A 25,289-nucleotide genomic window follows, 5' to 3' on the forward strand; every position below is an offset into this window, starting at 1 on the left:
TCGTCGACCCCTCGGGCTACCGGCTAGCTGGAAGTCCATCTTGCCAGCTAGCCGTGGCGATTCCGCCGGAAAGCGGGCGAATGATGGGGGTACCCGAGAGGAACAGGAGCCCACCATGAAGACCCGGATCGCATTCGCAGCCCCCCTGCTGGCCGTCGGCCTGGCCGCCGGATTCGTCGGCCTGGCACCTGCCGGTGAGACCATCGCCGTCGCCGGCCCCAGCACCACCACGTCCTGGCAGCAGAACACCCCCATCTCGCCCGACACCGGAGCGCCGCTGGGTGACGCGAAGGCCGGCACCGATCCACTCATCCCGTACGGCACCGATCCCCAAGCACCGGTCACCACCGGCTACGTCAATCGCAATCACGACGAGGGCATCACCTCCAACGGCGAGGTCGACCTTCCGTTCTGAGCGCTCCACAGCACTGTGCTCCAGCGGTCACCACTGACCGCTGGAGCACATTTATATGAAATTCATATCTTCCGACACGAATATGTGTTGTCTATGAGTACATTTCACGCGCTTTGCGGCGATACGAACGACGGGTAGACAGGAGTCAGGCGCGGCGGAACCCACAGCCGCGACACCTTCCCCTCGGCCACATCACCCACAGTGGTCGACCGAAAGAGAGGTATCTCATGTCGTTCAAGCGAATTGCCGTCCCCGTCCTCGCCGCAGCCGGTATCGCCATGGGGCTGTCCGGCGCTCCCACCGCCCTCGCGGCCGGTAACGACCCGTGCACCACTGCGGTGTCGACGTCACGATGCCTGGGCCCGCAGGGCATCGGCGGCTTCTCCGTTCCGCAGTCCGGCACCGGCGGCGTGATGAACGGCCCCTACGGCGCCTGGGGCACGCTCCCGCCGCTGGGCTGATCCCCACGACGACAGGGTGGCCTGCCGCGGCCTCAGCCGCCGGCAGGCCACCCTGTCGCTTTCGAGGGGCCGTCGAGCGGTTAAGCCCGGCTCACGGTGAGAGCCTCATCGGCCGACGCCTTCTCGGCGGCGCGGCCCCACCGCCCGGCCAGGGTGGCGCAGGTGATGAGCTGGATCTGGTGAAAGATCATCAGCGGCAACACGATCAGACCCACCGGATGACCGGCGAACAGCACCGTCGCCATCGGTAACCCGGTGGCCAGACTCTTCTTGGACCCACAGAAGATCACCACGATGCGATCAGCCCGGTTGAAGCGCAGCAGTCGCGCCATCCCCGTCGTCACACCGAGCACCACCGCCAGCAGCAGAGCACACACCCCGACCACGGCCAACAGGTGCAGCGCGGTCATCCCGGCCCAAATATGCTCGGCCATGCCCGCACTGAAGGCGGCGTACACCACCAGGTACACCGAGCCGCGGTCCACCACCTTGGTCAACGTGGTGTGTGCGAGCACCCGATGCAGCTTGGGCCGCAACAGTTGTCCGGCGATGAACGGCAGCAGCAGCTGGACCACGATCTCCAGGATCTGCCGCGGCGAGACCGTGGCGGCGCCGGTGGTCTGCATCAACAAGGTCACCAGCACGGGGGTCACGAAGATGCCCAGCATGTTCGACGCCGACGCGCTCACCACGGCCGCCGCCACATTCCCGCGGGCGATCGAGGTGAACGCGATCGACGATTGCACCGTGGACGGCAGCAGGCACAGATAGAGCACCCCGGTGTAGAGGTCATCGGTCAACACCGAGGGCACCAGCAGTTTGAGCGCCAGCCCCAGCACCGGGAACAGCACGTAGGTACAGGCAAGCACCGTGGTGTGCAGCCGCCAGTGCCGCAACCCGTGCAACGCCTCACGCGGCTCCAGCCGGGTGCCGTACAGCAGGAACAACACGGCGATCGCGATCTTGGTGGCCCAGTCCAGTACGCCGGCGGCCGCCCCACTGGCGGGCAGCAGCAGCCCGATCGCCATGGCAGCGAACAATCCGAGCAGGAATCCGTCGATCCGGAGTTTGGCCAGTAAGGTCACCGCTCCACGGTAAGAGGACCCCACTCATTGCGAAAGGCGATGCGCTCAATATCTCTGATCACGTAACGTGATGAATATGTTCGATCCGGAGCACCTGCGCACCTTCCTGGCCGTGGAGCGGGCGGGCGGTTTCACCGCGGCCGGGCGCGTCCTCGGGCTGCGGCAGTCCACCGTCAGCGGGCATATCGCCCGCCTCGAACAGGCGGTGGGGCGCGAGCTCTTCCGCCGGGACACCCGCAATCTCGCCCTCACCGCCGACGGCGCTGCCATGGTGGGTTTCGCGCGCACCATCCTGGACGCCCAGGCCCAGGCCGACCGGTATTTCTCCGAGCCCCGCCTGACCGGTTTCATCCGACTGGGCGCCTCCGACGATCTGGTCACCCGGGATCTGCCGGATGTGCTCGTCGAGTTCCAGCGCTCCTATCCGGCCGTCGACCTGGAACTGGTCGTCGGGCTCAGCGAGAACCTCAAGGTGCGGATGGCTGCCGGCGAGTTGGACATGATGGTCGCCAAGCGGTTACCCGGCGAGCAGCACGGCGAACTGCTGTGGCAGGACCGGCTGGTGTGGGCCGGGCGGGCCGGGATGACCGACGCGGGTGACCCGGTGCCGGTGGTGACCTATCCCCCGCCCAGCCTGACCCGGCACATGGCGCTGCGGGCGCTCGAACGCGAACACCGCAGCTGGCGCATCGCCTGCGTCAGCGACAGTCAACTGGGCCTGCAGGCGGCGGTGCTGGCCGGCCTCGGCGTCGTACCCCATGCCGAAACCCTTCTGCCGCAAGGCCTCTACCCCGTCGACGAGGGGCTTCCGGAATTGGGTGCGCTGGAATTCGTGCTGGTGTGCCGGCGCAGCTCGCTGTCCGAACCCGAGCAGGCGCTGCGCGACGCGATCGTCGCCAACGCCCGCCGGATGCACCGCTGACGGATCAGAAGACGCGGATCCAGTCGATCAGCATCTCGGCCGGGTAGCTGCCGCCCGCCGGTTCCCGGCCACCCGATCCGCCGACGGCGATGTTGAACACCGGGGCCAGCGTGTAGCCGGGATCGTTGAACGGCCAGTCGTCCAGCGAGTTGGCCGGGACCGTGAAATACGGCTCCATACCCGGCGCGTAGTCCTTCCAGAAGTACATGCCGGTCGGTAGCCACGTCATGCGCCAGGTGTGCCAGGCGCTGTCGATCGGGTGCGGATCGGTTGCGAAGGAGGTGCCGTCCAGCCGGGCGTGCACCGTGGTGCCCGACGGCCAGTCCCGGTTGCCGTACCACTCGACCAGGTCCACCTCGCCGCCGCGCACCGGATCGTCGTTGAGCAGCCAGAAGGCCGGCCACGCACCGTCGGTGAGGCAGTTGAGTTTGACGCGGGCCTCCCAGGTGGTGCCGATGGCACCGCGCCAGTTACCGATGATCTTCGCGCCGGCGTAGCGCTCCTGGATGTTGTTGCCGGGCCCGCGGGTGGCGCGGATGACCAGATTGCCCTTGCCGTCCTGGAACACGTGTTCCTGATCGGTGACGTAGCGGCCCATGTTGTAGGGCTTGTCCCACTCGACGGGGTTCCGGATGGTCTCGCGCGCGGGCACGATGAACCAGTCGGGTCCCGGAGGTGCACCGGCGGGGCCGTTGAATTCGTCCCGCCACAGGAAGACCGGTTCGGCCGCGGCCGGAGTCGGCGCAGGCGCCCCCGGCGCTGCCGGGCCGGGCACCGGACCCGGCCCCAGATCCCCTGGAAGCGGGTCCGCATGGGCTGTCTGAGTGGGCAGCACGACTGCGGCCGCACCCAGACCCATCATCATCATGACGCTGCGACGATCCATGTCAGGCACAGCAGCACCTTAGACGATGCGCGTGACGATGGAGCTTCAGCCTGTGTTCGCACGCCGTTAACCAGCGGCAACACCTCAGTCGGTCGCGGTGTTCTGCGCCTCGTACAGACGTTTGTACAAACCGCCCTCCGCGATCAGCGAGCGATGATCGCCCGACTGCACGATTCTGCCATCCTCCAGCACCAGGATCCGATCGGCGACGGCGGCGATGAAATCCATATCGTGGCTGATCACCATGCACGTGCGGTCCCGCGCGTAGCCGCGGATCACCCCGGTCAGCCGGGCCCGCTGGTCGGCGTCGAGGTTCTCCGTCGGCTCGTCGAGCAGCAGCACCTCAGGACGACGCAGCAGACACCGCGCCAGCGCGATGAGCCGCTTCTGCCCGCCCGACGGCACCTGGACGTCGATCACGGTGTCGTAGCCGGCGTGCATCTTGACCGGGTCGGTGATGACCGAGTGGATGTGCGCCGCAACACAGGCTGCCTCGATCTCGGCGTCGGTGGCCGCCGGCCGGGCCAGGCGGATGTTCTCGCGGATGGTGTCCTTGGTGAAGAACGGGAACTGGGCCAGCTTGGATACCTGCTCGCGCAGCGAGGAGACGGTGACACCGCCGATGTCGTGCCCGTCGAGCAAGATCCGCCCGCGGTGCGGGTCCAAGAACCGCAACATCAGGTTGAACACGGTGGACTTGCCCGATCCGATGCCTCCGACCAGGGCGACGGTCTCACCTTCGGAGACGCTGAACGTCAACCCGTCCAGGACCGCATGCTCGGCCGAATAGCCGAACGTGACGTCCTCGAAAACCAGATTGCCCTGCACCGCAACGAGTTCGGGGGCTCCGGGCCGTTCGACGACCGAGGGCCGCGTGTCGAGCAGTTCGTAGGTCGAGGCGGCATTGGGTGCGACGGATTTGTAGGTCGTGTAGGCGCCCATAACCCGTTGTGCCGCACCGAACATCGTCGGCACCATACCCGCGAACACCAGCAACCCGGCGAAGGTCAGACCGAAGACGGCGCTGAATCCGATGCCCACCAGCAGCACCACCACGGTGCTCAGCGCCACGAAGATCTGAGAACCGTTGGCGGTGGCCTGCATCCACGCCACCGACGAGGCACCGGCTTTCGCCGCATTCTCGGACACCTCGTGAAAGCGCCTGCTGCGTAACGGCTGGGCGTTGAACATCTGGATCTCGGAGATGCCGCTGACGGTCTGCTCCAACTCGGTGGACATCGCCCGGTCGGCGGTCATCTCCTTGCGGACCGCCGACTGCACATGCGCTCCGGCGAAACGCAACGTGAACAGCGCCAGCGGCGTGAGGACCAGCGCGGCGATGGTCATCTGCCAGCAGAGGATCATCAGATAGCTCACCGCGGCCAACAACACGACGGTGTCGATGAGCGGCGGGATGAGGCATCCGGTCAGCAGTCGTTGCACCCCGGCCGATTCGGTGGTGACCCGTTGGATCAACTCACCGGTGCGCGAGCGGGCGAAGAAGTCCATCGACAGTGTCTGCAGATGGTCGTGCACCCGCTGGCGGATGTCCACCACCAGGATCCGTTCGACCCTCGCCCCCACCCATCCGTTGACGAAGTACATGAACTGGGTCAGCACCAGTGACACCGCCCAGGTCACCAGGAGCACCGCGAACGGAACCGACCCGGCCACCGCGTGCAGCAGCCCGTCCTCGCGGGCCACCAAGGGGCCCCGCATATTCCACACGTCGCTGAGGTTTCCGCCGTTCCCGGCGTCGGCGACCACCTGCATCATCGGGCCGAACGCGGCGGCCGACAGATACGGCAGCGCTGAGGCGATCACCCCGAGCACCAAGGAGATCACGATGAGGCCGCGCACGGCGCGCAGCATGCCCAGGCTGCGCCAGATCAGGCGGGAGGGTGAGGCGGATCGCACGCGATCAGGATGCGCGATGTTCGGCTTTTACGCGGCACAACCGCGATCAGCGCGGGTAGACCTCGCTACCGGTGGGGTATCCGCCGCCGGTAGTGGTTATGTGCACGTGGTCGTAGTGGCCGTAGCCGCCGCGCTGCGCGCCGCCGGGGGTGTAGTAGACGCCGCGCCAGATGGCGTCCTGGATCCCGAACCGGACCGCGTTCTTCAGCACGTAGGACACGATCTCGTTGCCGAGCGCTATTCCCGACGCCGAGCCGGCGTCGGGAATCATGACGTCCAACGCCAAGCCGTCGGGATGCCAGCGCAGTGCGTCGGGGCGTACCCCGCCGATGCTGTGAATCTCCGGGAACGTCGCCGTGACGGCGCGTGAGGTCAGGATGGTGCGCACCTGCAGGCCGCGTTCGGGCGCCAGCCCGACCGGCAGCAGCAGCGGCCGGGTATCCACCCGCCACCGCGAGGCCGTTCCGGTCTGCGCCGCGGCAAAGTACGCCGCCGGTTGCGTGACGGTGGGCGCCGAGGAGAAGGCGGCGGGGGCCGCGACGATCTCCAGCCCGTACGGGGCACTGTCAGCGACTGTCACGACATCGCCCAGCACGGGTGCGGCGGGCCGGTGAGCCGCCTGTGGATGCACGTCACCGGCGGTGCCGGCCAGGATGGCGGCTGGAACGACGAGCGCGGCCAGGGCGGCCGATGGGGACACTGCACGCCGCTTCTTGGGCAATGCGTGTCGGCTCACCGACAGCACATTACGACCGAGACGAGGCATACGCAGCAACTTCCGATATCTGACCGTGCACGTGTTGTTACACGTTCGTGATCATAACCGGGCGTGTTGCTGACGCTCAAGTTGAGCGTGACCCTATTTCCGCAGGTTGGGGCGTTCAGTCGAGGTTGCGGGGGTGGTGACAGGCCGCAACGTGGCCGGACTCGCGGCCGTCGGTATGGTCCACCAACTGCGGCTCCTCGGCCTGACAGACCTCCGTCGACCAGGGACAACGGGTATGGAAGCGGCATCCCGACGGCGGGTCGATGGGGCTGGGCACATCGCCCTCGAGCACCAGCCGCTCGCGGGTGGCGTTGCGGCGCGGATCCGGCACCGGCACGGCCGACAACAGCGCATTGGCATAGGGATGCAGGGGGTGCTGGTACAGCCCCGCCGCCGGCGCGCTCTCCACGACCTTGCCCAGATACATCACCGCGACCCGATTGGAGACGTGCCGGACGACACCTAGATCGTGGGCCACGAACAGGTAGGACAGCCCGAACTCGTCCTGCAGGTCTTTGAGCAGGTTCACGATCTGGGCCTGCACGGACACATCGAGGGCCGAGACCGGTTCGTCGGCGATGATCAACTTGGGCCGCAGGGCGAGCGCCCTGGCGATACCGATGCGTTGGCGCTGTCCGCCCGAGAACTCGTGCGGGAAGCGGTCGGCATGCTCGGGCCGCAACCCGACGCGCTCCAACAGCTCCTGCACCCGGGCGCGGGTGTCGCGACCCGACGCCAAGCCGTGCAGTTCCATCGGCGCACCGATGATCTGCGCCACCCGCTTGCGCGGGTTCAACGATGCGTACGGATCTTGGAAGATCATCTGGATCTGCCGACGCATGCCGCGCAGGTCGCGTTGGCTCCGGCCGACCAACTCCTGCCCGTCGAACCGCACCGAACCGGATGTCGGTGCGGTCAGCTGCATGATCAACCGGCACAGGGTCGACTTGCCACAGCCGGATTCACCGACCAATCCGAGGGTTTCGCCCTCGTACAGGGTCAGGCTGACACCGTCGACGGCGCGGACCCGGCCGATCTCCCGGTCGACGATCACCCCCGATTTGATCGGGAAGTGCTTGACCAGGTCGGTGACCTCGAGGAGCGGGCTCATGTGGTCACCGGCTTCCGTAATCCGATCCGGCCGTCGACGACCCGCAGGGTGCGCTTCTGCTCGGCCGTCAGCCAGCACCGATCCCCTTGCAGCGGCGGGGGTTCGGCGCACTTGTCGAACACGTGTGGGCACCGCGGAGCAAACCGGCAACCGCTCGGCAGATCGGTCAAGGACGGTGGCGCCCCGGCGATCTGGGCCAGTCGTTCCGGGTTGGGTTGGTCCAGCCGGGCCAACGAGCCCAGCAGTCCCCAGGTGTAGGGATGTTGCGGGTCGTAGAACAACTCGTCCAAGGTGGCCTCTTCGACGATCTGGCCGGCGTACATGACGGCAACCCGGTCGGCCACCTCGGCAACCACGCCCAGGTCGTGGGTGATCAGCACGACGGCCAGGCTGCGCTCCTCGTTCAGCCGCGCCAGCAGCCGCAGGATCTGGGCTTGCACGGTGACATCGAGTGCCGTCGTCGGTTCGTCGGCGATCAGCACGTCCGGATCCAACGACAACGCCATCGCGATCACCACCCGCTGCCGCATGCCACCGGAGAACTCGTGCGGGTAATCGCGCACGCGGCGTTCCGGATTCGGTATCCCCACCGAGCGCAGCAGCTCGACGGCGCGGTCGCGGGCCTCGTGCTTGGATACGTCGCGATGCGCCCGGATCATCTCGATCAGCTGATCGCCGACGCGGTACACCGGGTTCAGCGATGTCATCGGATCCTGGAAGATCATCGCGATGCGCTCGCCGCGCACCGCCTGCCAACCGTCGTCGTCGAGGGTATTCAGCTCGATACCGTCGAACCGCACCGAGCCGCCGATCCTGGCGTTCGGGGCGCGGGTCAAGCCGAGCAGGGTTTGCGCGGTGACACTCTTGCCGGAGCCGGATTCACCGACGATGGCCAGGATCTCGCCGCGGTCCAGCCCGAAACTGACGCCGTCGACCGCGTGCACCAGCCCGCCTTCGGTGTTGAATCCGACGGTCAGCCCGTCCACTTGCAGCATCATGCCGGTGCCGCCTCTCCGAGCCGGATCCGTGGGTCGAGGAACGCGTAGAGGATGTCGACGATGGTGTTGAACAGCACGATGAAGAACGCCCCGAAAATCGTCACTCCCATCAGCGGTGGCAGGTCCAGGCTGCCGATGGCCTGCCCGGCGTACAACCCGACCCCGTTGAGGTTGAACACCGTCTCGGTCAGGATCGCGCCGCCGCCGACCACCACACCGAAGTCCAGGCCGAACATGGTCACCACCGGAATCATCGAGTTACGCAACACATGCCGGATCCGCACCTGGCGTTCGCTGATGCCCTTGGCCCGCGCCGTCCGGACGTAGTCCTCGTTCATCGCGTCGAGCATGTTCGACCGCAACACCCGACTGTAGAAACCGACGTAGAGCACGGCCAACGTGGTCCAGGGCAGGATCAGGTGATACGCCCACTGCACCGGGTCCTTGGTCAACGGGACGTAACTGCTGGTCGGGAAGAGCTGGGCCTTGAAACTCAAGTAGTACAACAGGATTGCGGCCAACCAGAACACCGGCATGGACACACCGGTGAGCGACAGCACGGTGAGGATCCGGTCGGTGAACTTACCGGAGTGCACCGCCGACAGATAGCCGAACAGGATCGCCAGCGTCATCCACAGCACCGCCGCGCCGATGCACAGCGAGAACGTCGCGGGCAGCCCCTTCCAGATCTGTTCGGTGACGTTCTGTGAACTCGCGTAGGAGGTCAGCTGGCCGGTGAGGATCTTGCGCATCATGGTCAGGTATTGCACCGGCAGCGGCTGGTCCAGTCCCAGATCGGCGCTCACCCTGGCGATCAGCGCCGGGTCGGAGTTTTTGCCCGCGATGCGCGCGGCCGGGTCGGAGTTGGGAATGACGTTGAAGATCAGGAAGACGACGACGGAGATCGCGAACAGTACCGCGACCATGCCCGCCAATCGCCGGGCGATGAAACGAACCATGGCCTAGTGCTCCAGCCTGATCTTGGCCCGCGGGTCCAGCGCGTCGCGCAGGCCGTCACCGAACACGTTGAGCGACAACACGGTCAACACGATCATCAGGCCGGGCACGATCGTCAGATGCGGTGCGGTGTAGATGGTTTGGTAGCCGTCGGCGATCATCGTCCCCCATGACGCGTTGGGTGGTCGCACCCCCGCGCCCAGGAACGACAGCGACGACTCCAACAGCATGTTGTTGGCGATGTTCAAGGTGAAGAACACGATGATCGTCGAGACCACGTTCGGCAGCAGCTCGGTGAACATGATGCGCATGGAACCCATGCCCTGCGCGACAGCGGCCTCGACGAACTCTTTCTCCCGCAGCGCCAGGATCTCACCGCGGATCGGCCGCGCCATATAGGGCACGTACACGAACCCGATGATCATGATCGGTATCCACAACGAGTCACCGGCCACCACCAGGTCGCCGATCTTCAACCCGCCCAACGCCAGTGCGGTACCCAGTGCAATGCCCAGGAGCAGCACCGGAAAGGCCCACACCACGTCCATCACCCGGGACAGCACGGCGTCGATCCACCCGCGGTAGTAGCCGCACAGCAGGCCGGTGACCACCGCGAGCACCGTGGTGACCAGGGCGGCGAACACCCCGATGAAGATGGAGGTCCGCCCGCCGTAAAGCAGCCGCACCATGACGTCGCGGCCGTTCTGGTCGGCACCGAGCAGGTATCGGCCGTGCAGGCCCGGCCCCAGCGGGGTGCCGTCGGGTGTGACGACGTACTCCTCGTGCCCGTCGATCAGGACCTTGTCGGTGATGTGGTTGTCGTTCGGGCCGGTGTGGGCGACGTGCTCGGCCCACACCGGCGCGGCCAGGCAGGCCACCACGATGAACAGGAACAGCGCTCCGAACGCGAGGGCAACCTTGTTGCGGCGCAACCGCAACCAGCCGAGGTACCAGGGTCCACGGGTGCGCGCGGACTCCGAGATCTGGGTGGTCACCGCGGGGTTACTTCAGCGCCAGCGCGGAGTAGTCCTCGTTGAACAGCGGATGGTAGTAGGCCTTGTCGAAGTCGATCCGCTCCGAGACGAACGTGCTGAACTCCTCGTTACCGTACGGCGCCCATACCGCCTGTTCCATGAAAGCCCGATCCAGGTCGGCGTACTGCTTCTTGACGTCGTCGCTGAGCTCTTCGGTGCGCAGCTTGTTCATGGTGGCATCCAACGCCGGGATGTTCGCCCTGGAGAAGTTGTTGCCGTTGGTGGGCAGGATGCTTGCACCGTTGAGCAGCGGGCGGAAGAAGTCGTCCGGGTGCGGGAAGTCCTGGAACCAGTCACCGAAACCGGTGTCCAGGTCCGGGGTGGACTGGTTGCCGATCGTGGTGAAGTAGACGTCACCGGCGATCACCTTCAGCGTCGCATTGAACCCGAGCTGGGTGAGTACGTCGTGGTAGTACTCGCCGATGCGCTTGCGGTCGGGCTCGTCATCGGTCCACACCGTGATGTCCTTGTCGGCCGGATTCGCTTCGGCGATCAGTTGTTTCGCCTTGTTCATATCCGGTCCCGGATACAGCTTGTATTCCTGGTAGCCGGGCATTCCCGGCGGCAGGATCTGCTGGGTCGGGTGCATGCGGCCGCCGAACACGCGGTTCAGCGCCTCCGGGTCGACGGCGTAGTTGACCGCCTGGCGCACCCGCAGGTCGTTGAACGGCGCCTTCTGGGTGTTCATCCAGAAGTAGTAGGTGTTGATCGACTGCTCCAGCCGGAATCGGTCACCGTACTTGGTTTTCACCTCCGTCAGCCGGTCGGCGTCGGGCGGGTCGACCATGAGATCGATGGTGTTCTGTTCGACGCCGGTGACCTGCGCCGAGTTGCTCTTGTTCTGGGTGACGGTGATCTTGTCGACGTGCGCGTCGGCAACCTCGCTGGCCCCGGCATCCTTCACCGTCTTGAAGTTCGGGTTGCGCTCCATGGTGAGCGTTTGCGGTGCCTCGACTTTGGTGATCATGAACGGACCGCTGGACGCCGGCGGGTTGTTGGTCGCGTCCTTGTCCAGCGGCGTCGTCGGCGGCACGGGCGCGGCGAACGGCAGTCCGAGCACGTTCTCGAAGGTGCCGTTGGGCGCGGTGAGGGTGATGGTGATGTCACCGGTGCCGTCGTCGGTCTTGATACCGGAGATGGTGTCGGCCTTGCCTTCGGCGAAATCCGTTGCGCCGACGATGGGTTCGTAGAAGACCGAACCACCGGAGTTCGCCTTGAACAGCCGCTTGATGGCGTAGGTGAAGTCCGATGCCTTGATCGGGGTGCCGTCGGAGTACTTCATGTTGGGCCGCAACGTCAGCTTGTAGGTCAAGCCGTCCGGGGACACCTCCGGCATGGCCTTGGCCAGGCCGGGCACCACTGCGGTGCCGGCCTCACCCTTCTGGTGCTTGTAGGTCAGCAGCGGGGTGTAGACGTTGTACATCACCTCCCACCCCTCGACGGTGTAGGACAGTTGCGGATCGATGTAGTCCGGGAATGACGTCATCGAGATGTTGATATCGCCACCGCCACCACCGCCGGCACCCTCCGACGACTCTCCTCCGCACGCAGCCACCCCGAACGCCGTCAGCGCGACCGCGAATACGGTGGTCGCACCCCTGCGCAGCCTGCTCATTGCCATTTCCCCTCGTCCACCAGCTGTCGATTTGATGTCCATAAGCTGTACGCCACGTCAATGGGCTGTGGACCATCTTTGAGGAAAACCAGCCGCCGTCAACTCGAGTTCCCAGATTCGGTTGCGCCGGCACGCTGCAGCCCAGCTCGGTGGTGACAAACGTCGCGGTTTGTCAGCTTGCAGTAGAGTGACCCCTCGCAGCTGGTTTGCAGTCGGCGTGGAAAACGCGTCGGCGGCATCGAGCGGCATCGCCCGATGGCGTTGTCGTGAGAGGGAACCCGGTGGGAATCCGGGACTGTCCCGCAGCGGTATGCAGGAACGAACGCCGTCACACGCACTGGGCAACTGGGAAGCGACGGTTACTAGGAACACCCGTTAACGGGATCGCCTGTGAGTCCGAAGACCTGCCGGCTGTACCGGGTGCGCCGCGCCCGGTGGCGCATCGCCTCGAGGACTGGGCGTATGACCGAACGTTCCGCCGCATGCGTTGGTGCGGTGTCTTTTTCGGTTGCACGTCCGATGGCGGTGAGCTTTCCCCCGTCTGAAGGACAGAGTTGTGACAACTACTCACCCATTCACTGCAACCGTGCTCGGTTCGCCGCGCATCGGGCCCAACCGTGAGCTCAAACGAGCCGTCGAAAGATATTGGGCGCACCGCACCGACCGCAGCCAGGTGGAGGCCGTCGCCGCCGATATCCGCGCCGCGACCCGCAACGCCCTGACCGCCGCCGGCCTGGACTCGATCCCGGTCAACACCTTCTCGTATTACGACCAGGTACTCGACACCGCTGTCCTGCTGGGCGCTCTGCCTCCGCGGGTCACCAGCGCCGGGATCGACGACGATCTCGATCGCTACTTCGCGGCCGCGCGTGGCACCGCGGATATCCCTCCCCTGGAGATGACGAAGTGGTTCGACACCAACTACCACTACCTTGTTCCGGAGATCGGCCCCGCCACGACGTTCAGTCTCAACCCGGCGAAGGTCCTCGACGAACTGAGCGAGGCCAGCAGCGAAGGCACGGCCGCGCGGCCGGTGATCATCGGGCCGATCACCTTCCTGGCGCTGTCCAAGGCCGTCGACGGCGGCCCCGCACCCATCGAACGCCTCGACGAACTGTTGCCGCTCTATCGGGACCTGCTCGGCCAGCTGACCGCCGCGGGCGCGCAGTGGGTTCAACTCGACGAACCGATTCTGGTGACCGACGTCCTCGAGGACGCCGCCGAGCTGGCCGAACGGGTCTATCGGTACCTCGGCGAAACCACCCTCCGTCCTGCGCTTTTCGTTGCGACGTACTTCGGGTCGCTCGAGCGGGTGCTGCCGGCCCTGGCCAGCACGCCGGTCGAGGCGATCGGCGTGGATCTGGTCGCCGGTGGTGAGCAGGCGGTAACCGCGGTCCCCGAACTCGCCGACAAACTCGTGGTGGCCGGTGTCGTGGACGGGCGCAACGTCTGGGCTACGGACCTGGAGTCCGCACTGGCCAAACTGGTTGCACTGCGCGCGGCCGCAGGCGCAGTGGCGGTGTCGACATCATGCTCCACTTTGCACGTCCCGTACTCGCTGAGATCCGAGACCGAACTCGATGCCGCACTGCGCAATTGGCTGGCGTTCGGCGACGAGAAGCTCGCCGAGGTTGCCACCTTGGCCAAGGCCCTGCGCGACGGCCGCGAATCGGTGATCGGCGCGATCTCCGCGTCGGCGCGGGCGCAGGAATCCCGGAGGTCCGATCCGCGCCTGCGCAACGGCCAGGCTCGGGACCGACTGGCAGCGGTCTTGGCCGCCGGGACGACGCGCGGGCCCGCCGAGCAGCGACGTATCGACCAGGACGCCCGGCTGCATTTGCCGGCTTTGGCCACCACCACGATCGGTTCGTATCCCCAAACCGTCGAGATCCGAAAAGCCCGCGCCGCAGTGCGCTCCGGGCAGATCGATCAGGCCGAGTACGAGCGGCAGATGAAGGCGGAGATCGCCGCCGTAATCAGCCTCCAAGAGGAGATCGGGCTCGACGTCCTGGTGCACGGCGAACCCGAGCGCAACGATATGGTGCAGTACTTCGCCGAACAGCTGACCGGGTTCTTTGCAACCCGCAACGGCTGGGTACAGTCCTACGGCACCCGCTGTGTGCGCCCACCCATCCTGTACGGCGACGTGACGCGGCCCGAGCCGATGACGGTCGACTGGACCGTCTATGCCCAGTCACTGACCGCCAAGCCGGTCAAGGGTATGTTGACCGGTCCCATCACGATTCTGGCGTGGTCATTCGTGCGCGACGATCAACCGTTGGCGGACACGGCGAATCAGATCGCGCTGGCCATCCGGGACGAGACGGTGGACCTCCAGTCCGCAGGCATCTCCATCATCCAGGTGGACGAGCCGGCGCTGCGTGAGCTGCTGCCGTTGCGGTCGAAGGACAAAGAGGATTACCTGTCCTGGGCGGTCGGCGCGTTCCGGCTCTCCACTTCCGGGGTCAGTGACAGCACCCAGATCCACACCCATCTCTGCTATTCCGAGTTCGGTGAGGTCATCGGGGCGATCGCGGACCTGGATGCCGATGTCACCTCGATCGAGGCGGCGCGGTCACGCATGGAAGTGCTCGATGACCTGAACGCGATCGGTTTCTCCAACAGCGTTGGCCCCGGGGTATACGACATTCACTCGCCACGGGTGCCTGGAACTGAGGAGATCGTGGAATCGCTGCGTGCGGCCGTGCGCGCGATTCCGGCGCAACGGCTCTGGGTGAATCCGGACTGCGGCCTCAAAACCCGCAGGACCGAGGAGGTGACGGCCGCCCTACGCCACCTTGTCGAGGCCGCCCAGCTGGTACGCACCGAGCAGTGACGCAGCGACCGCGTTCCGGGATCCGGGATCCGGGATTCCGGAACGCGGTCGCGGTCAAGCGTTGCGGTGTTCGTCTTGGCGGTTCAGCAGCACGGCGCGGTCGACTTCTGACATACCGCCCCAGGTTCCGAAATCCTCTCCACGCTCGAGCGCGAACCCCGCACACTCCCATTTCACCGGGCAGGTTGCGCAGATCTCTTGCGCCACGGCCAATCGCCGGCGTCTGGACTCTGCGCGTTCACCGTCTGGATGGAAGAACAGATCGGGGTCGTGATCGCGGCATCGAGCCAGATGCCGCCAATCCGGGGACGTGTTCCCGTTCATCGATCACGTGAGCGCGCGCTGCGGATGCCCACTGTACTCGCTGAGGGGCCGGATCAAGGTGTTCGACGCCGCCTGCTCCATGACGTGTGCGGTCCAGCCGGTGATTCGACTCATCACGAAAATCGGTGTGAAACTCGCGATATCGAAACCCATGAGGTAGTAGACCGGCCCGGTCGGGAAGTCGAGATTGGGTTTGATCCCGGTCGCTGCGAACATGTCCTGCTCCAACTGGTTGTAGATGTCCAGCCACCGCCGGCCGTCGCGCACCGCGGCGACGCGTTCGAACGCCGCCTTCATCGTGGGTACCCGGGAATCACCGCTTCGGTACACCCGGTGACCAAAGCCCATCACCTTTTCCCTGCGGGACAGCTTGCCGTGTAACCATTCCGAAGCCCTATCGGCTGTGCCGATCTCCAGCATGTCGTGCATGACGGCCTCGTTGGCGCCGCCGTGCAGCGAGCCTTTGAGCGCACCGATGGCTGCGGTCACCGCGCTGTAGATGTCGGACTGCGTCGAGGTGACTACGCGCGCCGCGAAGGTCGACGCATTGAAGCTGTGCTCGGCGTACAGCACCATGGATTGTTCGAAGGCCCGCACGATCACCGTGTCCGGGACCTCACCGAGTGCCATCCGCAGGAAGTTCTCGGCGTAGCTCAGGTGGCTGTGCGGCGGAATCGGGTCGAGACCGCGCCTGCGGCGCATATCGGCGGCGACGATCGTGGGCAGCACGGCTAACATGCGCAGGGATTTCTCGTAGTTTGCCGACTCCGATGCGTCGTCCTCTTGTGGATCCTCGGCGCCCAGATAGCTGATCGCGGTGCGCACGACATCCATCGGATGGCAGGTGTCGGGTAGCTTGGCCAGCAGCGACTGCAGCGAGCGGTCGATGCGACGCAACGCCCGCTCACGCTGGGTGAACTGCCCCAATTCGGCGTCGCTGGGCAGTTCTCCGCGCCACAGGAGGTAGGCGACCTCTTCGAAGCTGCAGTGTGCGGCCAAGTCCTGGACCGGGTAGCCGCGGTAGGTGAGCGAATTGCTTTCCGGGACCACCTTGGAGATGGCGGTGGTGTCGACCACGACACCGGTCAGACCCTTGTGAACGGCGACACTCATCGTTGAGCCCCCTGCAGGACAAAGTTGAAAACGTCGGAATCGAACTGGTTGTAATCGGCGTAACGCAGCAGCTCGTAGAGTCGACTTCGGTGCTGCATCCGATCAAGGAGACCGGATTGTGTTCCCACACTTGCAATCTCGCGCAGCCCCGCCTCGACGGCGAACATCGCCAGCCGCAGCGTCGTGACCGGATAGATCACCACGTTGTAGCCGATATCGGACAACTGGCGGGCGCTGAGCAGTTCGGATTTCCCGAACTCGGTCATGTTGGCAAGCAATGGTGTCTGCACGGCGGCGCGAAACCGTTCGAACTCCGCCCGGGTATGCAACGCCTCGGTGAAGATCAGATCTGCACCGGCGTCGGCGTAGGCCTTGGCCCGCTCGATGGCCGCGGACACGCCCTCGATACCCGCGGCATCCGTCCTTGCGCAGATGACGAAGTTGGGGTCGCGTCGAGCGGAAACCGCTGCCCGCAACCGCTTCACCATCTCCGCGGTCTCGACGACGGCCTTGCCGTCCAGATGACCGCAACGCTTCGGATTCACCTGGTCCTCCAGGTGCAGCCCGGCCAGGCCGGCGTCTTCGAGCACCGTGACGGTGCGAGCCGCACTCATCGGCTCACCGAATCCCGTGTCGGCGTCGACGAAGGTCGGCAGGTCGGTCGCCGACGCAATCTGCGCTCCCCGGCTCGCCACCTCCGTCAGGGTGGTCAAACCGATATCCGGCAGGCCGAGATCGGCCGCGAGCACCGCGCCGGAGACGTACACCCCGTCGAAGCCGATCTCGGCTACCAGCTTGGCCACCAGCGGCGAGAAGGCACCTGGGAAGCGTTGCAAGTGGCCCGATTCCAGCCCGGCGCGAAAGTGCAGCCGCTTCTCAACCGCCGATTTCGCCGACCCCAGGACGCTCATCGGAAGATGCCCGAGGCAACGGTAGGGGCTTTGTCCAGCACCCGCTGGTCCACCCGGATGTTGAGTGCGTTCAGGCCACCTGGCTTGATGCCGGCGACACCGTCCATGACATTCAGGAAGCGCTGCTGCTCTTCGGATTCCACCACACCAGCGGCGAGTTCGGTGAATTTGGCGACGTACTGGGAACGCTCGAACGGGCGGGCACCGAGCGGATGGGCATCCGCGACGGCGAGTTCGTCGACGATGGTCTCGCCGCTCTTCAACGTCACCACAGCTTTGGCGCCGAACGCTTTCTCGGCCGGGTCATTCGAGTGGTAGCGCCGGGTCCATTCCGGGTCCTCGACGGTGGAGATCTTGTTCCACAGGTCGATGGTGTCGGCCCGGTGGGCCCGTTCGGGTGCATAGGATCGCTCGTGGTGCCAGGTCCCGTCCTGCAGGGCGACGGCGAAGATGTAGGGCACCGAGTGGTCCAAGGTTTCGCGTGAAGCGTCGGGGTCGAACTTCTGTGGGTCGCCGGAGCCGGTGCCGATGACCACGTGAGTGTGATGACTGGTGTGCAGCACGATCGATGCGACCTGCGCGAGGTCACCGATTCGCTCACGCATCCGGCGGGCCAGGTCGATGGGCGCCTGGCTCTGATACTCGGCCGAATGTTCCTTGGTATAGGTGTCGAGGATGGCGCGTTTGGGCTCACCCGGCTCGGGCAGGGGTACGTGATAGGTGCGCTGGGGACCGCCCAGCAGCCAGGCGATGACACCGTCCTCGCCCTCCCAAATGGGCGCCGGCGACCCTTCACCGCGCATGGCCCTATCGACGGCTTCGACGGCGACCTTGCCTGCCCAGGCGGGCGCGAAGGCCTTCCAGCTGGAGATCAGGCCCTTGCGGGACTGCCGGGTGGCCGTGGTCAGATGCAGCGCCTGACCGATCGCGGCATAGATGGTCGCCGTGTCCAGCCGCAGCATGGTGCCCAGTCCGGCGGCCACCGACGGACCGAGGTGGGCGACGTGGTCGATCTTGTTCTCGTGCAGGCAGATTCCCTTCACCAGGTTGACCTGGATCTCGTAGGCGGTGGCGATACCGCGGATCAGGTCGGACCCGCGGACGCCCAGCTGCTGGCCCACGGCAACCAATGCCGGGATGTTGTCGCCGGGATGCGAATACTCGGCGGCCAGGAAGGTGTCGTGGAAGTCGAGTTCGCGGACGGCCACCCCATTGGCCCACGCGGCCCACTCGGCCGAGACACTGCCCGGCACGCCGAAGACGGCGGCACCCTGACGGGTCGGGTGCGCCAACGCCTGCGCCCGCGCAACGGTGACCGGCCGGCGGGTCACCGAGGCGGCAGACACCGCCGCGTTGTCGATGATGCGATTGACGACCATCGCCTCGGTCTCCGGGAGCACCGCGACGGGATCGGCGGCGACCTCGGCGATCTTCCAGGCGAGGTGCTCGGTGCGGGGGAATTCGTCGGCGCTGCGCCGGGTCCTGACGTCGTGTACACGCATATTCCGCACGCTACGCAGGCCATCGCCGACGGGGAAAGTGCCTGTAGATGCGTAATTATGTGTCCTTGGACCGGCACTTTTGCGAATGTTGCGTAAGAGGGCGCGGTAGTCTCGGCGGCGGTGGCGAAGACATTCGCGGGCGCCCGGCTGAGACGGCTGCGCGACGAGAGAGGCCTGACACAGGTCGCGCTGGCGCGCGCCCTCGGCCTGTCCACCAGCTACGTCAACCAGCTGGAGAATGACCAGCGCCCGATCACCGTCGGCGTACTACTGGCGTTGTCGGACCGCTTCGACCTGCCCACCCACTACTTCGCACCCGACGCCGACGCCCGGCTGGTGGCAGATCTGCGGGAGATCCTCTCCGACGGACCTGCCACCACCGCGCAGATCGAGGAACTGGTCGCCCGGATGCCCGAGGTCGGGCAGGCCATGGTCAATCTGCACCGCCGCCTGCACGACGCCACCGCCGAATTGGAAGCCGCGCAGGAGCGAGCCAACCTCGACGCCCAGACCGGCACGCAACAGCCGATGCCGTTCGAGGAGGTCCGGGACTTCTTCTACGACCGGCGCAACTACATCGACGTCCTCGACCGGGCCGCCGAGGATCTGTTCACCACCCATCAACTGCGCGTCGGCGGACTGGACACCCAACTCGCCACGTTGCTCGCCGCACAATTCGGCATCACCGTCGTGGTCGACGACGGCGGCGCCTTGGGGCCGGATGTCAAGCGACGCTTCCAGTCCGACACCAAGGCGCTCTATGTGGCCCGATGGCTGCTCCCCGGTCAGCGAGCATTCCAACTCGGGACCCAGCTCGCCCTGCTTCTGCACGCGGATCTCATTACCGCCATCGTCGCGGCCGACGACCAGCTCAGCCCCGAGGCGCGAGAGGTGGCGCGCATCGGACTGGCCAACTACTTCGCCGGCGCACTGCTGTTGCCCTACCGCGAATTCCTAGACGCGGCAGAGCATTTGCGCTACGACATAGACCAGCTGGCGCGCCGGTTCGAGGTCGGGTTCGAGACCATCTGCCATCGATTGTCCACACTCCAGAGACCGGACGCGCGTGGCGTCCCGTTCATCTTCGTCCGCACCGACAGTGCCGGGAACATCTCGAAGCGACAGTCCGCCACCGCTTTTCACTTTTCTCGCGTCGGCGGCAACTGCCCGCTCTGGGTGGTCCACCACGCCTTTGCACGTCCCGGAGAGTTCCTCACCCAGGTGGCCCAGATGCCCGACGGGCGCAGCTACTTCTGGCTGGCCAAGACCGCCGGCTCGACGCCGGGCAGCTACCTTGGCACGCCCAAGCGTTTCGCGATCGGGCTGGGCTGCGACATGGTGCACGCCGACAAGCTGATCTACTCCGTCGGCATCGATCTCACCGACCCCCAAGCCACCGTGCCCATCGGCGCCGGCTGCCGGATCTGCGACCGCGTGGCCTGCCCACAGCGCGCCTTTCCCTACGTTGGCCGCCCGGTTCAGGTGGACCCGGAGACCAGCAGTAACCTGCCGTATCCGCCGGCGGCCACAACACCATTCAGGTAAGCATCTGCAGATAGCCAGAGATACCCCGCGTGACGGCCTCGGCCATCCGCGCGCGGGTTCCGGCATCCGAGAGCAGCGCCGCGTCGTCGGGGTTCCGCATGTTGCCCATCTCGATGAGGATCGACGGGTACTGCGCCAGGTTCAGGCCGGCGAGGTCGGCACGACCGTACAGGCCGTCGGTCCCGCGGTAGGTGGACGGTTGCAGGCCGCACGCCACCAGTTCGTCGCGCATCACCTGCGCGAGCCGGCGCGCCGGGCCGGCCTGTGCCGCGTTCAGCGGCGGGTCCGAGTAGTTGACGTGGAATCCGCGACCCTGCCGCGGCCCGCCGTCGGCGTGAATACTGACGATCGCGTCAGGGCGTATCGAATTCGCCATGGCCGCACGCTGATCCACGCAGGGACCCAGGGCATTGTCGTCACCCCGGGACATCGCCGTCCGCACGCCGAGCTGGCTGAGGCCGGCCCTGATCCGTAACACCGTGTCCCAGTTGAAGGTATGTTCGGGATAGCCGGCGTCGGTGGTGGTGCCGGTGGTTTGGCATTCCTTGGTATTGCCGCGCCCGTCGGTGACCTGCCGGACGATGGACGAGTCGTTCGCGCCGTTGTGGCCCGGATCGAGGAAGACGATCCGGCCGGCCATGCTGGAGGCGGCGTGGGCGCTGGGAGGACTCAGCAGCGCCGCGGGCGCGAGAAAGACCGACGCCGCTGCCGCATGACGCAGCACATCTCGTCGCGTTGTCGATCTCTGACTGAAAGCACCTCCGCAGCACACGCTTTCACCGTAAATGTGCCATCCGTCGGGCGCGATGGGTCACAGCAGCCCGGCAGGTAATCGATGCCGGCCGGCGATCTAGTTGTCACCGTTCGTTGTCGGTGGCGGTTCGAAGGGTTGGTACCACCACCATTGGGCGCGTTCACCGGTCGGGCCCTTGTACGGGCCGGCGTTGGGTGGGTTGGTGGTGGGTGGTCGGGCTAGTGACCCGCGGTCGATGGGGTCGCCGTCGGTGTCGGTGACGACGAGGCGATCGGCGGGGCCGGTGATGGTGATCTCCCCGCGGTGATGCTGGCGGTGATGCCGCGGGCAGAGCAGCACGAGATTGTCCAGCTCGGTCGGGCCGCCGTCCTCCCAGTGCACGAGGTGATGCGCATGCAAGCCCCGACTGGCGGCGCAGCCGGGCACCACGCAGTGCCGGTCGCGGTGCTCCAAGGCCTTGCGGAGCCGCCGGCTGATGGTGCGGGTGGACCGCCCGGACCCGATCGGGCGGCCGTCACGCTGAAACCACACCTCACACGTCGAATCGCACAACAGTTCCCGGCGCTCCGCATCGGTGAGCACCGGCCCCAGGTGCAGGGCGGCGGGCTGGTCGACCTCCACGTGCACGATGACGGTGCTGTGCTGCCCGTGCGGGCGGGCGGCCACGTCGGTGTCCCAGCCGGCGTGCACCAAGCTCATGAACGCATCGACCCGGGTGGGGAACGGCGTCTGGTCACCGGGATGCTCGGCGATCAGCGCGTCGTGGCGGGACTGCACGGCGGCGTCGAACTTCACGGCTTCCAGCCGGGGCAGGGTGATCCGGTAGATGCAGTGGTTACCGTGTTCGGTTTTGGTGATCGCCGGCGTTGGTTCGGGTTTGGGTGGTGCGTCTGGTTGGGGTGCCAGTTTGATGGCGGTGCGTAGTTGTTCGACGGTGGCCGACAGCGCCAGTTCGGCGTAGTGCGCATCAGACCCGTCGGCGGCGCGTTCGGCGATCACCCCGACCTGATCCAACGACAGCCGGCCGTCGCGTAAACCATCGGCGCAGCGGGGGAACTCGTCGAGGCGGTGCGCGACGGCGGCCATGGTTTCGGCGTTACGCGGTGTGGCCCCGGTTTTCCAGGCGACCAGGGCCGCGATCGAGCGGCAGCCGGTCATCCCGGCCAGATCGTCGCGCTCGAGTTCGGCGACGATGTCGACCAGCCGCCCGTCGATGGCGTTGCGTTGCCCGCACAACTCACCGATCTCGTCGAACAGCACCGCCAGGCGCTCTTTGGGTTCCAAAGATGCTGCGGCGGTGGACATACCCCGATTCTGTCAGAGGGGTACGACAAGTAGGGTCAGCCGCCCGACGGCGCCGCCTCGGCCGACGACTGCGCGGCAGCCGATTCGGCGGCGGCCTTGGCGGCCCGGCCCTCCGGGCTGCCGGCGGAATAGCCCGCCGACTTGTTTGAGGCCGCACCGGAGTCGCAGTTCAGCGAGACGACCATCTCCTTGGTCGCCGAGCCGCTGCTGTTCGGGGGCGGCTGCGCGGTGCGGGGCTGGGCGTTGACGACGATGCAGTCATCGCGCTGCTGTTCGTCACCGAAGGTGGTGCCGACGATCACCGTGTAGCCGGCTCCGCTGAGCGTCGACGAGGCGTCGCTGTACTTCTGGCCGGTCACGTCGGTATTCGCAGCGGCGGCACTGCCGGTGCTGATCACCACGACCACACCGGCCGAGACGGCGGCCAGTCCCGCGCCGAGGGCAAGGCGTTTCATGCTCAGCCCTTCTTCGGGACGGCCATGGTGGTGGGTTCCACCGTCGCGGGGGTGGTCCACGTCGCGGTCGCACCCATGTTGGCGGGCTGCACGACGGGTGACGAGTAGGTGGTGTTGGCGGGGGCGTCACCCGATCCGGCCAGCATGCTGGTCGGGCCTCCGGCGCTGTGCGTGGCACTGAGCGCACCGAGGGTGATCAGCGCGCCGGCTCCGACGACGCCCAGGAGCGCGCGACGAGAGCGCGATGGCGGTTGTGTGTTCATGCCCCAGATCGTGCTGTGGCCAACCTCAGACTGGCTGGACCCTGGCTGTGATGTTGCTGCGGTCCTCGTTACCGGTTCATTGCGGGAAGCCGGGGACGCCCGGGTAGGGCGCCGTGGTGGGAGAGGCCGGCGCCCCGCGGTTGGGCACCTGAATGGGGATGGGCACCGGGATCAACGGCACCTTGATGTAGGTCGTGGTCATCGCCGGCGTTGTGGTCTCGGTCGTCGTCGTGGTTGTGGTGGTCGGCGGAGTGGTGGTGGTGCTCGGCGTGGTCGTGGTCGTCGTGGTTGTGGTCGTCGTGGGCTGCGTGGTGGTGGTGACGGTGACGGTATGCGTTGCGGTCACCACCGGCTCGGGTGTCTGCGTCGGCGGCGGCAGTTCGGTGGTGACGGTGACGACCGGCGGCGGGGCCTGAACCGCGGAGGGCGAGATGGCCGCGGGCGGCGTCTGGGCCGGTGGCGGGCTGATCGCATGTGTAGCGGGCGCGGTGGACGGCGCCGGGCGGGGCTCCTCCGAATTGCCTGAATTGCCGGTCAACGCAACCGCGACCCCGCCCAACGCCACCAGGGTCAGCACACCCGCACCGGCGAACACCAGGATGGGCAGTCGCTGCCAGGCTTTCGGCGGATCGTCATAGGAACGTGGAACATGCTGTGCCACAGCACGTGTGGCGGTGTCCAAGCTGTACGGGTTGTCCACGCCGTACGGATTGGCCACGCTGTACGGAAGCTCCGGCCCGGCGTACGGGACCGGGTCGGGGACGGCGTCGTCGTCCTGGGACCAGGCCAGCGCGCCGACCGCACCGGGCACGGCGGGCCCCTGTTGGGTGTCGGCGGCGCTGGGCGCCAGGCCCGTCGGCGCGTCCGCCGCGGACGGCGCCAAACCCGTCGGCGCATCCGGGGCGATGGGCGCCAGTCCGGTACGCAGCTCGGATTCGGCGGCGTACGCCGCGAAAAGTGCTGCGCCGGTGGCCGCGTCGAGCGCGGGCTGGGCGGTGCTCACCACCGGGAGCCGGGTGTGCTCGGAAAGCCGTTGGGTGACGAGAGGAATGCTCGCACCACCTCCGACGACGGCCACCGCGGACAACTCCGCGACGGTGATCCTGTTACGTCGCAGCAGGTTGTCCAGGGCGGCCAAGACCTCGGCGAACGGCTCGTCGAGCAGTTCCTCCAATTCCGCCCTGGTGAGGCGGACCACCGGCGGCCGGCCCGGCAGCGTCAGCGGCACTTCGGTGGCGGTGACCGCGGACAGCCGCTCCTTGGCCTGTCGGCACTGCGCACGCAGCGCACCGAGCAGCCCTACCGCGGCGGTGGCGTCGGCATCGGCTTGGGTTTCGGCTGAGCCCCCGAGCACCTTGGTCAGCACCGCCTGGTCGATCAGATCGCCGGAGAACTCGGCCACCCGCAACGTCTCGTCCAACGGGTCGAACGTGGCCCCGGCGTCGGCAAGGGTGATGCTCGTACCCCCACCCCCGAAGTCGAGCAGCACCACCGGGCCGCCACCGTTCAGACCTGGATTGGTCCGCAGAGCGGTCAATGCGGCGACCGCATCGGACATCAGTCGGGGCGGGGTGCCACCCGGCGCGAGCACCGGGTTGGCGCGGATGGCGGCGCGCAGCGTCCGCACGGTCGCGGGCGTCCAATGCGCCGGGACGGCTATGGCAGCCGGCCCGGCGCCGACGCTACCGACCATCGCCTCCAGCGCCTCGACCAGCAGGTCGTCGGCGGAGTACGACGATCCGTCGGTCGCCACCAACGGCACCGGATCACCGACCCGGTCCACGAATCCGGCCAACACCAGACCGTCACCGGTGGGCACGCCGACGACCGGCGCACCGTGCGGGGGCAACGTCAGCACAGCGCGCCGCGTGACAGACTGGCCGCCGACACTCGTCGCGACCAGATTGGTCGTCCCGATCGACAACCCCAACGGGTCGCTCATATCGAGCACACCTTAGCCGTCAACGGGCCGCCGGCACGAACGGACACACCGCGTCGATTCGAACTGCGTTCCGCCGCTGAACTTTTGGAATCGTTGTGCGCCCGCTATGCGCCGAACAGCCCGGACCGTCCGCCATTTTTGACGTTGCCGTCAGCCGCCGGTGTGACCCAAC

The 25,289-nt window shown here is 66.6% G+C and carries 23 protein-coding genes and 1 riboswitch; of the genes, 5 read left to right on the forward strand and 18 right to left on the reverse strand.

The features are described 5' to 3' along the window. The first annotated feature begins 115 nt into the window (after positions 1-115). Both SBI67_RS07125 and SBI67_RS07130 read left to right on the forward strand, forming a co-directional pair. The gene (locus SBI67_RS07125; protein ID WP_318979872.1) at positions 116-415 is read left to right on the forward strand and encodes a hypothetical protein; all 300 of its coding nucleotides are present in this window, start codon (positions 116-118) and stop codon (positions 413-415) included. A gap of 227 nt (positions 416-642) precedes the next feature. Next, positions 643-876 (forward strand): hypothetical protein, encoded by a 234-nt coding sequence (locus tag SBI67_RS07130; RefSeq protein WP_318979873.1) that lies wholly within the window; start codon positions 643-645, stop codon positions 874-876. Between the two features lie 80 nt (positions 877-956). Here SBI67_RS07130 and SBI67_RS07135 read toward each other — a convergent pair whose 3' ends face one another. After that, positions 957-1,961 (reverse strand): bile acid:sodium symporter family protein, encoded by a 1,005-nt coding sequence (locus SBI67_RS07135; protein ID WP_318979874.1) that lies wholly within the window; start codon positions 1,959-1,961, stop codon positions 957-959. A gap of 70 nt (positions 1,962-2,031) precedes the next feature. On the opposite strand from SBI67_RS07135, the gene SBI67_RS07140 reads away from it, so the two are divergent. Further along, positions 2,032-2,883, forward strand: coding sequence for a LysR family transcriptional regulator (locus SBI67_RS07140; RefSeq protein ID WP_318979875.1), 852 nt, complete (start codon positions 2,032-2,034; stop codon positions 2,881-2,883). Positions 2,884-2,887: 4 nt separating this feature from the next. Here the strand turns inward: SBI67_RS07140 and SBI67_RS07145 are convergent, their stop codons facing one another. The 8 genes from SBI67_RS07145 to SBI67_RS07180 all read right to left on the reverse strand — a co-directional run bounded on the left by SBI67_RS07145 (position 2,888) and on the right by SBI67_RS07180 (position 12,167). After that, positions 2,888-3,769: a glycoside hydrolase family 16 protein gene (locus tag SBI67_RS07145; RefSeq protein ID WP_318980475.1), complete on the reverse strand. Its 882-nt coding sequence runs from the start codon at positions 3,767-3,769 to the stop codon at positions 2,888-2,890. Positions 3,770-3,853: 84 nt separating this feature from the next. Further along, on the reverse strand, positions 3,854-5,686 hold the full coding sequence (locus SBI67_RS07150) for an ABC transporter ATP-binding protein (protein ID WP_318979876.1): 1,833 nt from the start codon (positions 5,684-5,686) through the stop codon (positions 3,854-3,856). 46 nt (positions 5,687-5,732) lie between these two features. Further along, entirely contained in the window at positions 5,733-6,422 is a 690-nt protein-coding gene (locus tag SBI67_RS07155) for a VldE C-terminal domain-containing protein (RefSeq protein WP_318979877.1), read from the reverse strand. 145 nt (positions 6,423-6,567) lie between these two features. Next, positions 6,568-7,563: an ABC transporter ATP-binding protein gene (locus SBI67_RS07160; protein ID WP_318979878.1), complete on the reverse strand. Its 996-nt coding sequence runs from the start codon at positions 7,561-7,563 to the stop codon at positions 6,568-6,570. Beyond that, positions 7,560-8,561, reverse strand: a complete 1,002-nt coding sequence (locus SBI67_RS07165) for an ABC transporter ATP-binding protein (RefSeq protein WP_318979879.1) — start codon at positions 8,559-8,561, stop codon at positions 7,560-7,562. The genes SBI67_RS07160 and SBI67_RS07165 overlap by 4 nt, the downstream gene beginning before the upstream one ends. Beyond that, complete coding sequence (locus SBI67_RS07170) at positions 8,558-9,520, reverse strand: ABC transporter permease (protein ID WP_318979880.1); 963 nt, start codon at positions 9,518-9,520, stop codon at positions 8,558-8,560. The genes SBI67_RS07165 and SBI67_RS07170 overlap by 4 nt, the downstream gene beginning before the upstream one ends. A 3-nt stretch (positions 9,521-9,523) precedes the next feature. Next, complete coding sequence (locus SBI67_RS07175) at positions 9,524-10,513, reverse strand: ABC transporter permease (protein WP_318979881.1); 990 nt, start codon at positions 10,511-10,513, stop codon at positions 9,524-9,526. A gap of 7 nt (positions 10,514-10,520) precedes the next feature. Next, positions 10,521-12,167 (reverse strand): ABC transporter substrate-binding protein, encoded by a 1,647-nt coding sequence (locus tag SBI67_RS07180; protein WP_318979882.1) that lies wholly within the window; start codon positions 12,165-12,167, stop codon positions 10,521-10,523. Positions 12,168-12,390: 223 nt separating this feature from the next. Then, a riboswitch (cobalamin riboswitch) is annotated at positions 12,391-12,593 on the forward strand. Positions 12,594-12,708: 115 nt separating this feature from the next. Between SBI67_RS07180 and metE the strand changes: the two genes are divergently transcribed. Further along, a complete protein-coding gene (metE, locus tag SBI67_RS07185) occupies positions 12,709-15,003 on the forward strand; it encodes a 5-methyltetrahydropteroyltriglutamate--homocysteine S-methyltransferase (RefSeq protein WP_318980476.1) in 2,295 nt (764 codons plus the stop codon). Positions 15,004-15,057: 54 nt separating this feature from the next. Here the strand turns inward: metE and SBI67_RS07190 are convergent, their stop codons facing one another. From SBI67_RS07190 to prpD, 4 genes are read right to left on the reverse strand one after another with little or no spacing between them, the layout of a single operon-like run. Continuing rightward, positions 15,058-15,327 carry a WhiB family transcriptional regulator gene (locus SBI67_RS07190; protein ID WP_318979883.1) on the reverse strand — a complete coding sequence of 90 codons (270 nt, stop codon included), beginning with the start codon at positions 15,325-15,327 and terminating at the stop codon, positions 15,058-15,060. Between the two features lie 3 nt (positions 15,328-15,330). Further along, positions 15,331-16,440 (reverse strand): bifunctional 2-methylcitrate synthase/citrate synthase, encoded by a 1,110-nt coding sequence (locus SBI67_RS07195; RefSeq protein WP_318979884.1) that lies wholly within the window; start codon positions 16,438-16,440, stop codon positions 15,331-15,333. Beyond that, complete coding sequence (prpB, locus tag SBI67_RS07200; RefSeq protein ID WP_266045347.1) at positions 16,437-17,351, reverse strand: methylisocitrate lyase; 915 nt, start codon at positions 17,349-17,351, stop codon at positions 16,437-16,439. Before prpB ends, SBI67_RS07195 begins: the two co-directional genes overlap by 4 nt. After that, entirely contained in the window at positions 17,348-18,853 is a 1,506-nt protein-coding gene (prpD, locus tag SBI67_RS07205; RefSeq protein ID WP_318979885.1) for a 2-methylcitrate dehydratase PrpD, read from the reverse strand. The genes prpB and prpD overlap by 4 nt, the downstream gene beginning before the upstream one ends. A 120-nt stretch (positions 18,854-18,973) precedes the next feature. On the opposite strand from prpD, the gene SBI67_RS07210 reads away from it, so the two are divergent. Further along, positions 18,974-20,398 (forward strand): short-chain fatty acyl-CoA regulator family protein, encoded by a 1,425-nt coding sequence (locus SBI67_RS07210; RefSeq protein WP_318979886.1) that lies wholly within the window; start codon positions 18,974-18,976, stop codon positions 20,396-20,398. Here SBI67_RS07210 and SBI67_RS07215 read toward each other — a convergent pair. The 5 genes from SBI67_RS07215 to SBI67_RS07235 all read right to left on the reverse strand — a co-directional run bounded on the left by SBI67_RS07215 (position 20,391) and on the right by SBI67_RS07235 (position 25,117). After that, positions 20,391-21,122: an Rv3717 family N-acetylmuramoyl-L-alanine amidase gene (locus tag SBI67_RS07215; protein WP_318979887.1), complete on the reverse strand. Its 732-nt coding sequence runs from the start codon at positions 21,120-21,122 to the stop codon at positions 20,391-20,393. The two genes, SBI67_RS07210 and SBI67_RS07215, sit on opposite strands and share 8 nt — an antisense overlap. A 126-nt stretch (positions 21,123-21,248) precedes the next feature. After that, entirely contained in the window at positions 21,249-22,457 is a 1,209-nt protein-coding gene (locus SBI67_RS07220) for an HNH endonuclease signature motif containing protein (RefSeq protein WP_318979888.1), read from the reverse strand. 35 nt (positions 22,458-22,492) lie between these two features. Beyond that, on the reverse strand, positions 22,493-22,912 hold the full coding sequence (locus SBI67_RS07225) for a hypothetical protein (RefSeq protein ID WP_266045352.1): 420 nt from the start codon (positions 22,910-22,912) through the stop codon (positions 22,493-22,495). Positions 22,913-22,914: 2 nt separating this feature from the next. Next, a complete protein-coding gene (locus tag SBI67_RS07230; RefSeq protein ID WP_266045353.1) occupies positions 22,915-23,175 on the reverse strand; it encodes a hypothetical protein in 261 nt (86 codons plus the stop codon). 76 nt (positions 23,176-23,251) lie between these two features. Continuing rightward, on the reverse strand, positions 23,252-25,117 hold the full coding sequence (locus SBI67_RS07235; RefSeq protein WP_318979889.1) for an Hsp70 family protein: 1,866 nt from the start codon (positions 25,115-25,117) through the stop codon (positions 23,252-23,254). Positions 25,118-25,289: the final 172 nt, after the last annotated feature.

The sequence above is a fragment of the Mycolicibacterium chengduense genome (assembly GCF_033741155.1).
Taxonomy (GTDB): domain Bacteria; phylum Actinomycetota; class Actinomycetes; order Mycobacteriales; family Mycobacteriaceae; genus Mycobacterium.

Coding starts and splice junctions, on each gene's coding strand:
- SBI67_RS07125 (WP_318979872.1), top strand. CDS start 116: ATGAAGACCCGGATCGCATTCGCAGCCCCCCTGCTGGCCGTCGGCCTG.
- SBI67_RS07130 (WP_318979873.1), top strand. CDS start 643: ATGTCGTTCAAGCGAATTGCCGTCCCCGTCCTCGCCGCAGCCGGTATC.
- SBI67_RS07140 (WP_318979875.1), top strand. CDS start 2,032: ATGAATATGTTCGATCCGGAGCACCTGCGCACCTTCCTGGCCGTGGAG.
- SBI67_RS07145 (WP_318980475.1), bottom strand. CDS start 3,769: ATGGATCGTCGCAGCGTCATGATGATGATGGGTCTGGGTGCGGCCGCA.
- SBI67_RS07160 (WP_318979878.1), bottom strand. CDS start 7,563: ATGAGCCCGCTCCTCGAGGTCACCGACCTGGTCAAGCACTTCCCGATC.
- SBI67_RS07165 (WP_318979879.1), bottom strand. CDS start 8,561: ATGATGCTGCAAGTGGACGGGCTGACCGTCGGATTCAACACCGAAGGC.
- SBI67_RS07170 (WP_318979880.1), bottom strand. CDS start 9,520: ATGGTTCGTTTCATCGCCCGGCGATTGGCGGGCATGGTCGCGGTACTG.
- SBI67_RS07180 (WP_318979882.1), bottom strand. CDS start 12,167: ATGAGCAGGCTGCGCAGGGGTGCGACCACCGTATTCGCGGTCGCGCTG.
- SBI67_RS07190 (WP_318979883.1), bottom strand. CDS start 15,327: ATGAACGGGAACACGTCCCCGGATTGGCGGCATCTGGCTCGATGCCGC.
- SBI67_RS07195 (WP_318979884.1), bottom strand. CDS start 16,440: ATGAGTGTCGCCGTTCACAAGGGTCTGACCGGTGTCGTGGTCGACACC.
- prpB (WP_266045347.1), bottom strand. CDS start 17,351: ATGAGCGTCCTGGGGTCGGCGAAATCGGCGGTTGAGAAGCGGCTGCAC.
- prpD (WP_318979885.1), bottom strand. CDS start 18,853: ATGCGTGTACACGACGTCAGGACCCGGCGCAGCGCCGACGAATTCCCC.
- SBI67_RS07220 (WP_318979888.1), bottom strand. CDS start 22,457: ATGTCCACCGCCGCAGCATCTTTGGAACCCAAAGAGCGCCTGGCGGTG.
- SBI67_RS07225 (WP_266045352.1), bottom strand. CDS start 22,912: ATGAAACGCCTTGCCCTCGGCGCGGGACTGGCCGCCGTCTCGGCCGGT.
- SBI67_RS07230 (WP_266045353.1), bottom strand. CDS start 23,175: ATGAACACACAACCGCCATCGCGCTCTCGTCGCGCGCTCCTGGGCGTC.
- SBI67_RS07235 (WP_318979889.1), bottom strand. CDS start 25,117: ATGAGCGACCCGTTGGGGTTGTCGATCGGGACGACCAATCTGGTCGCG.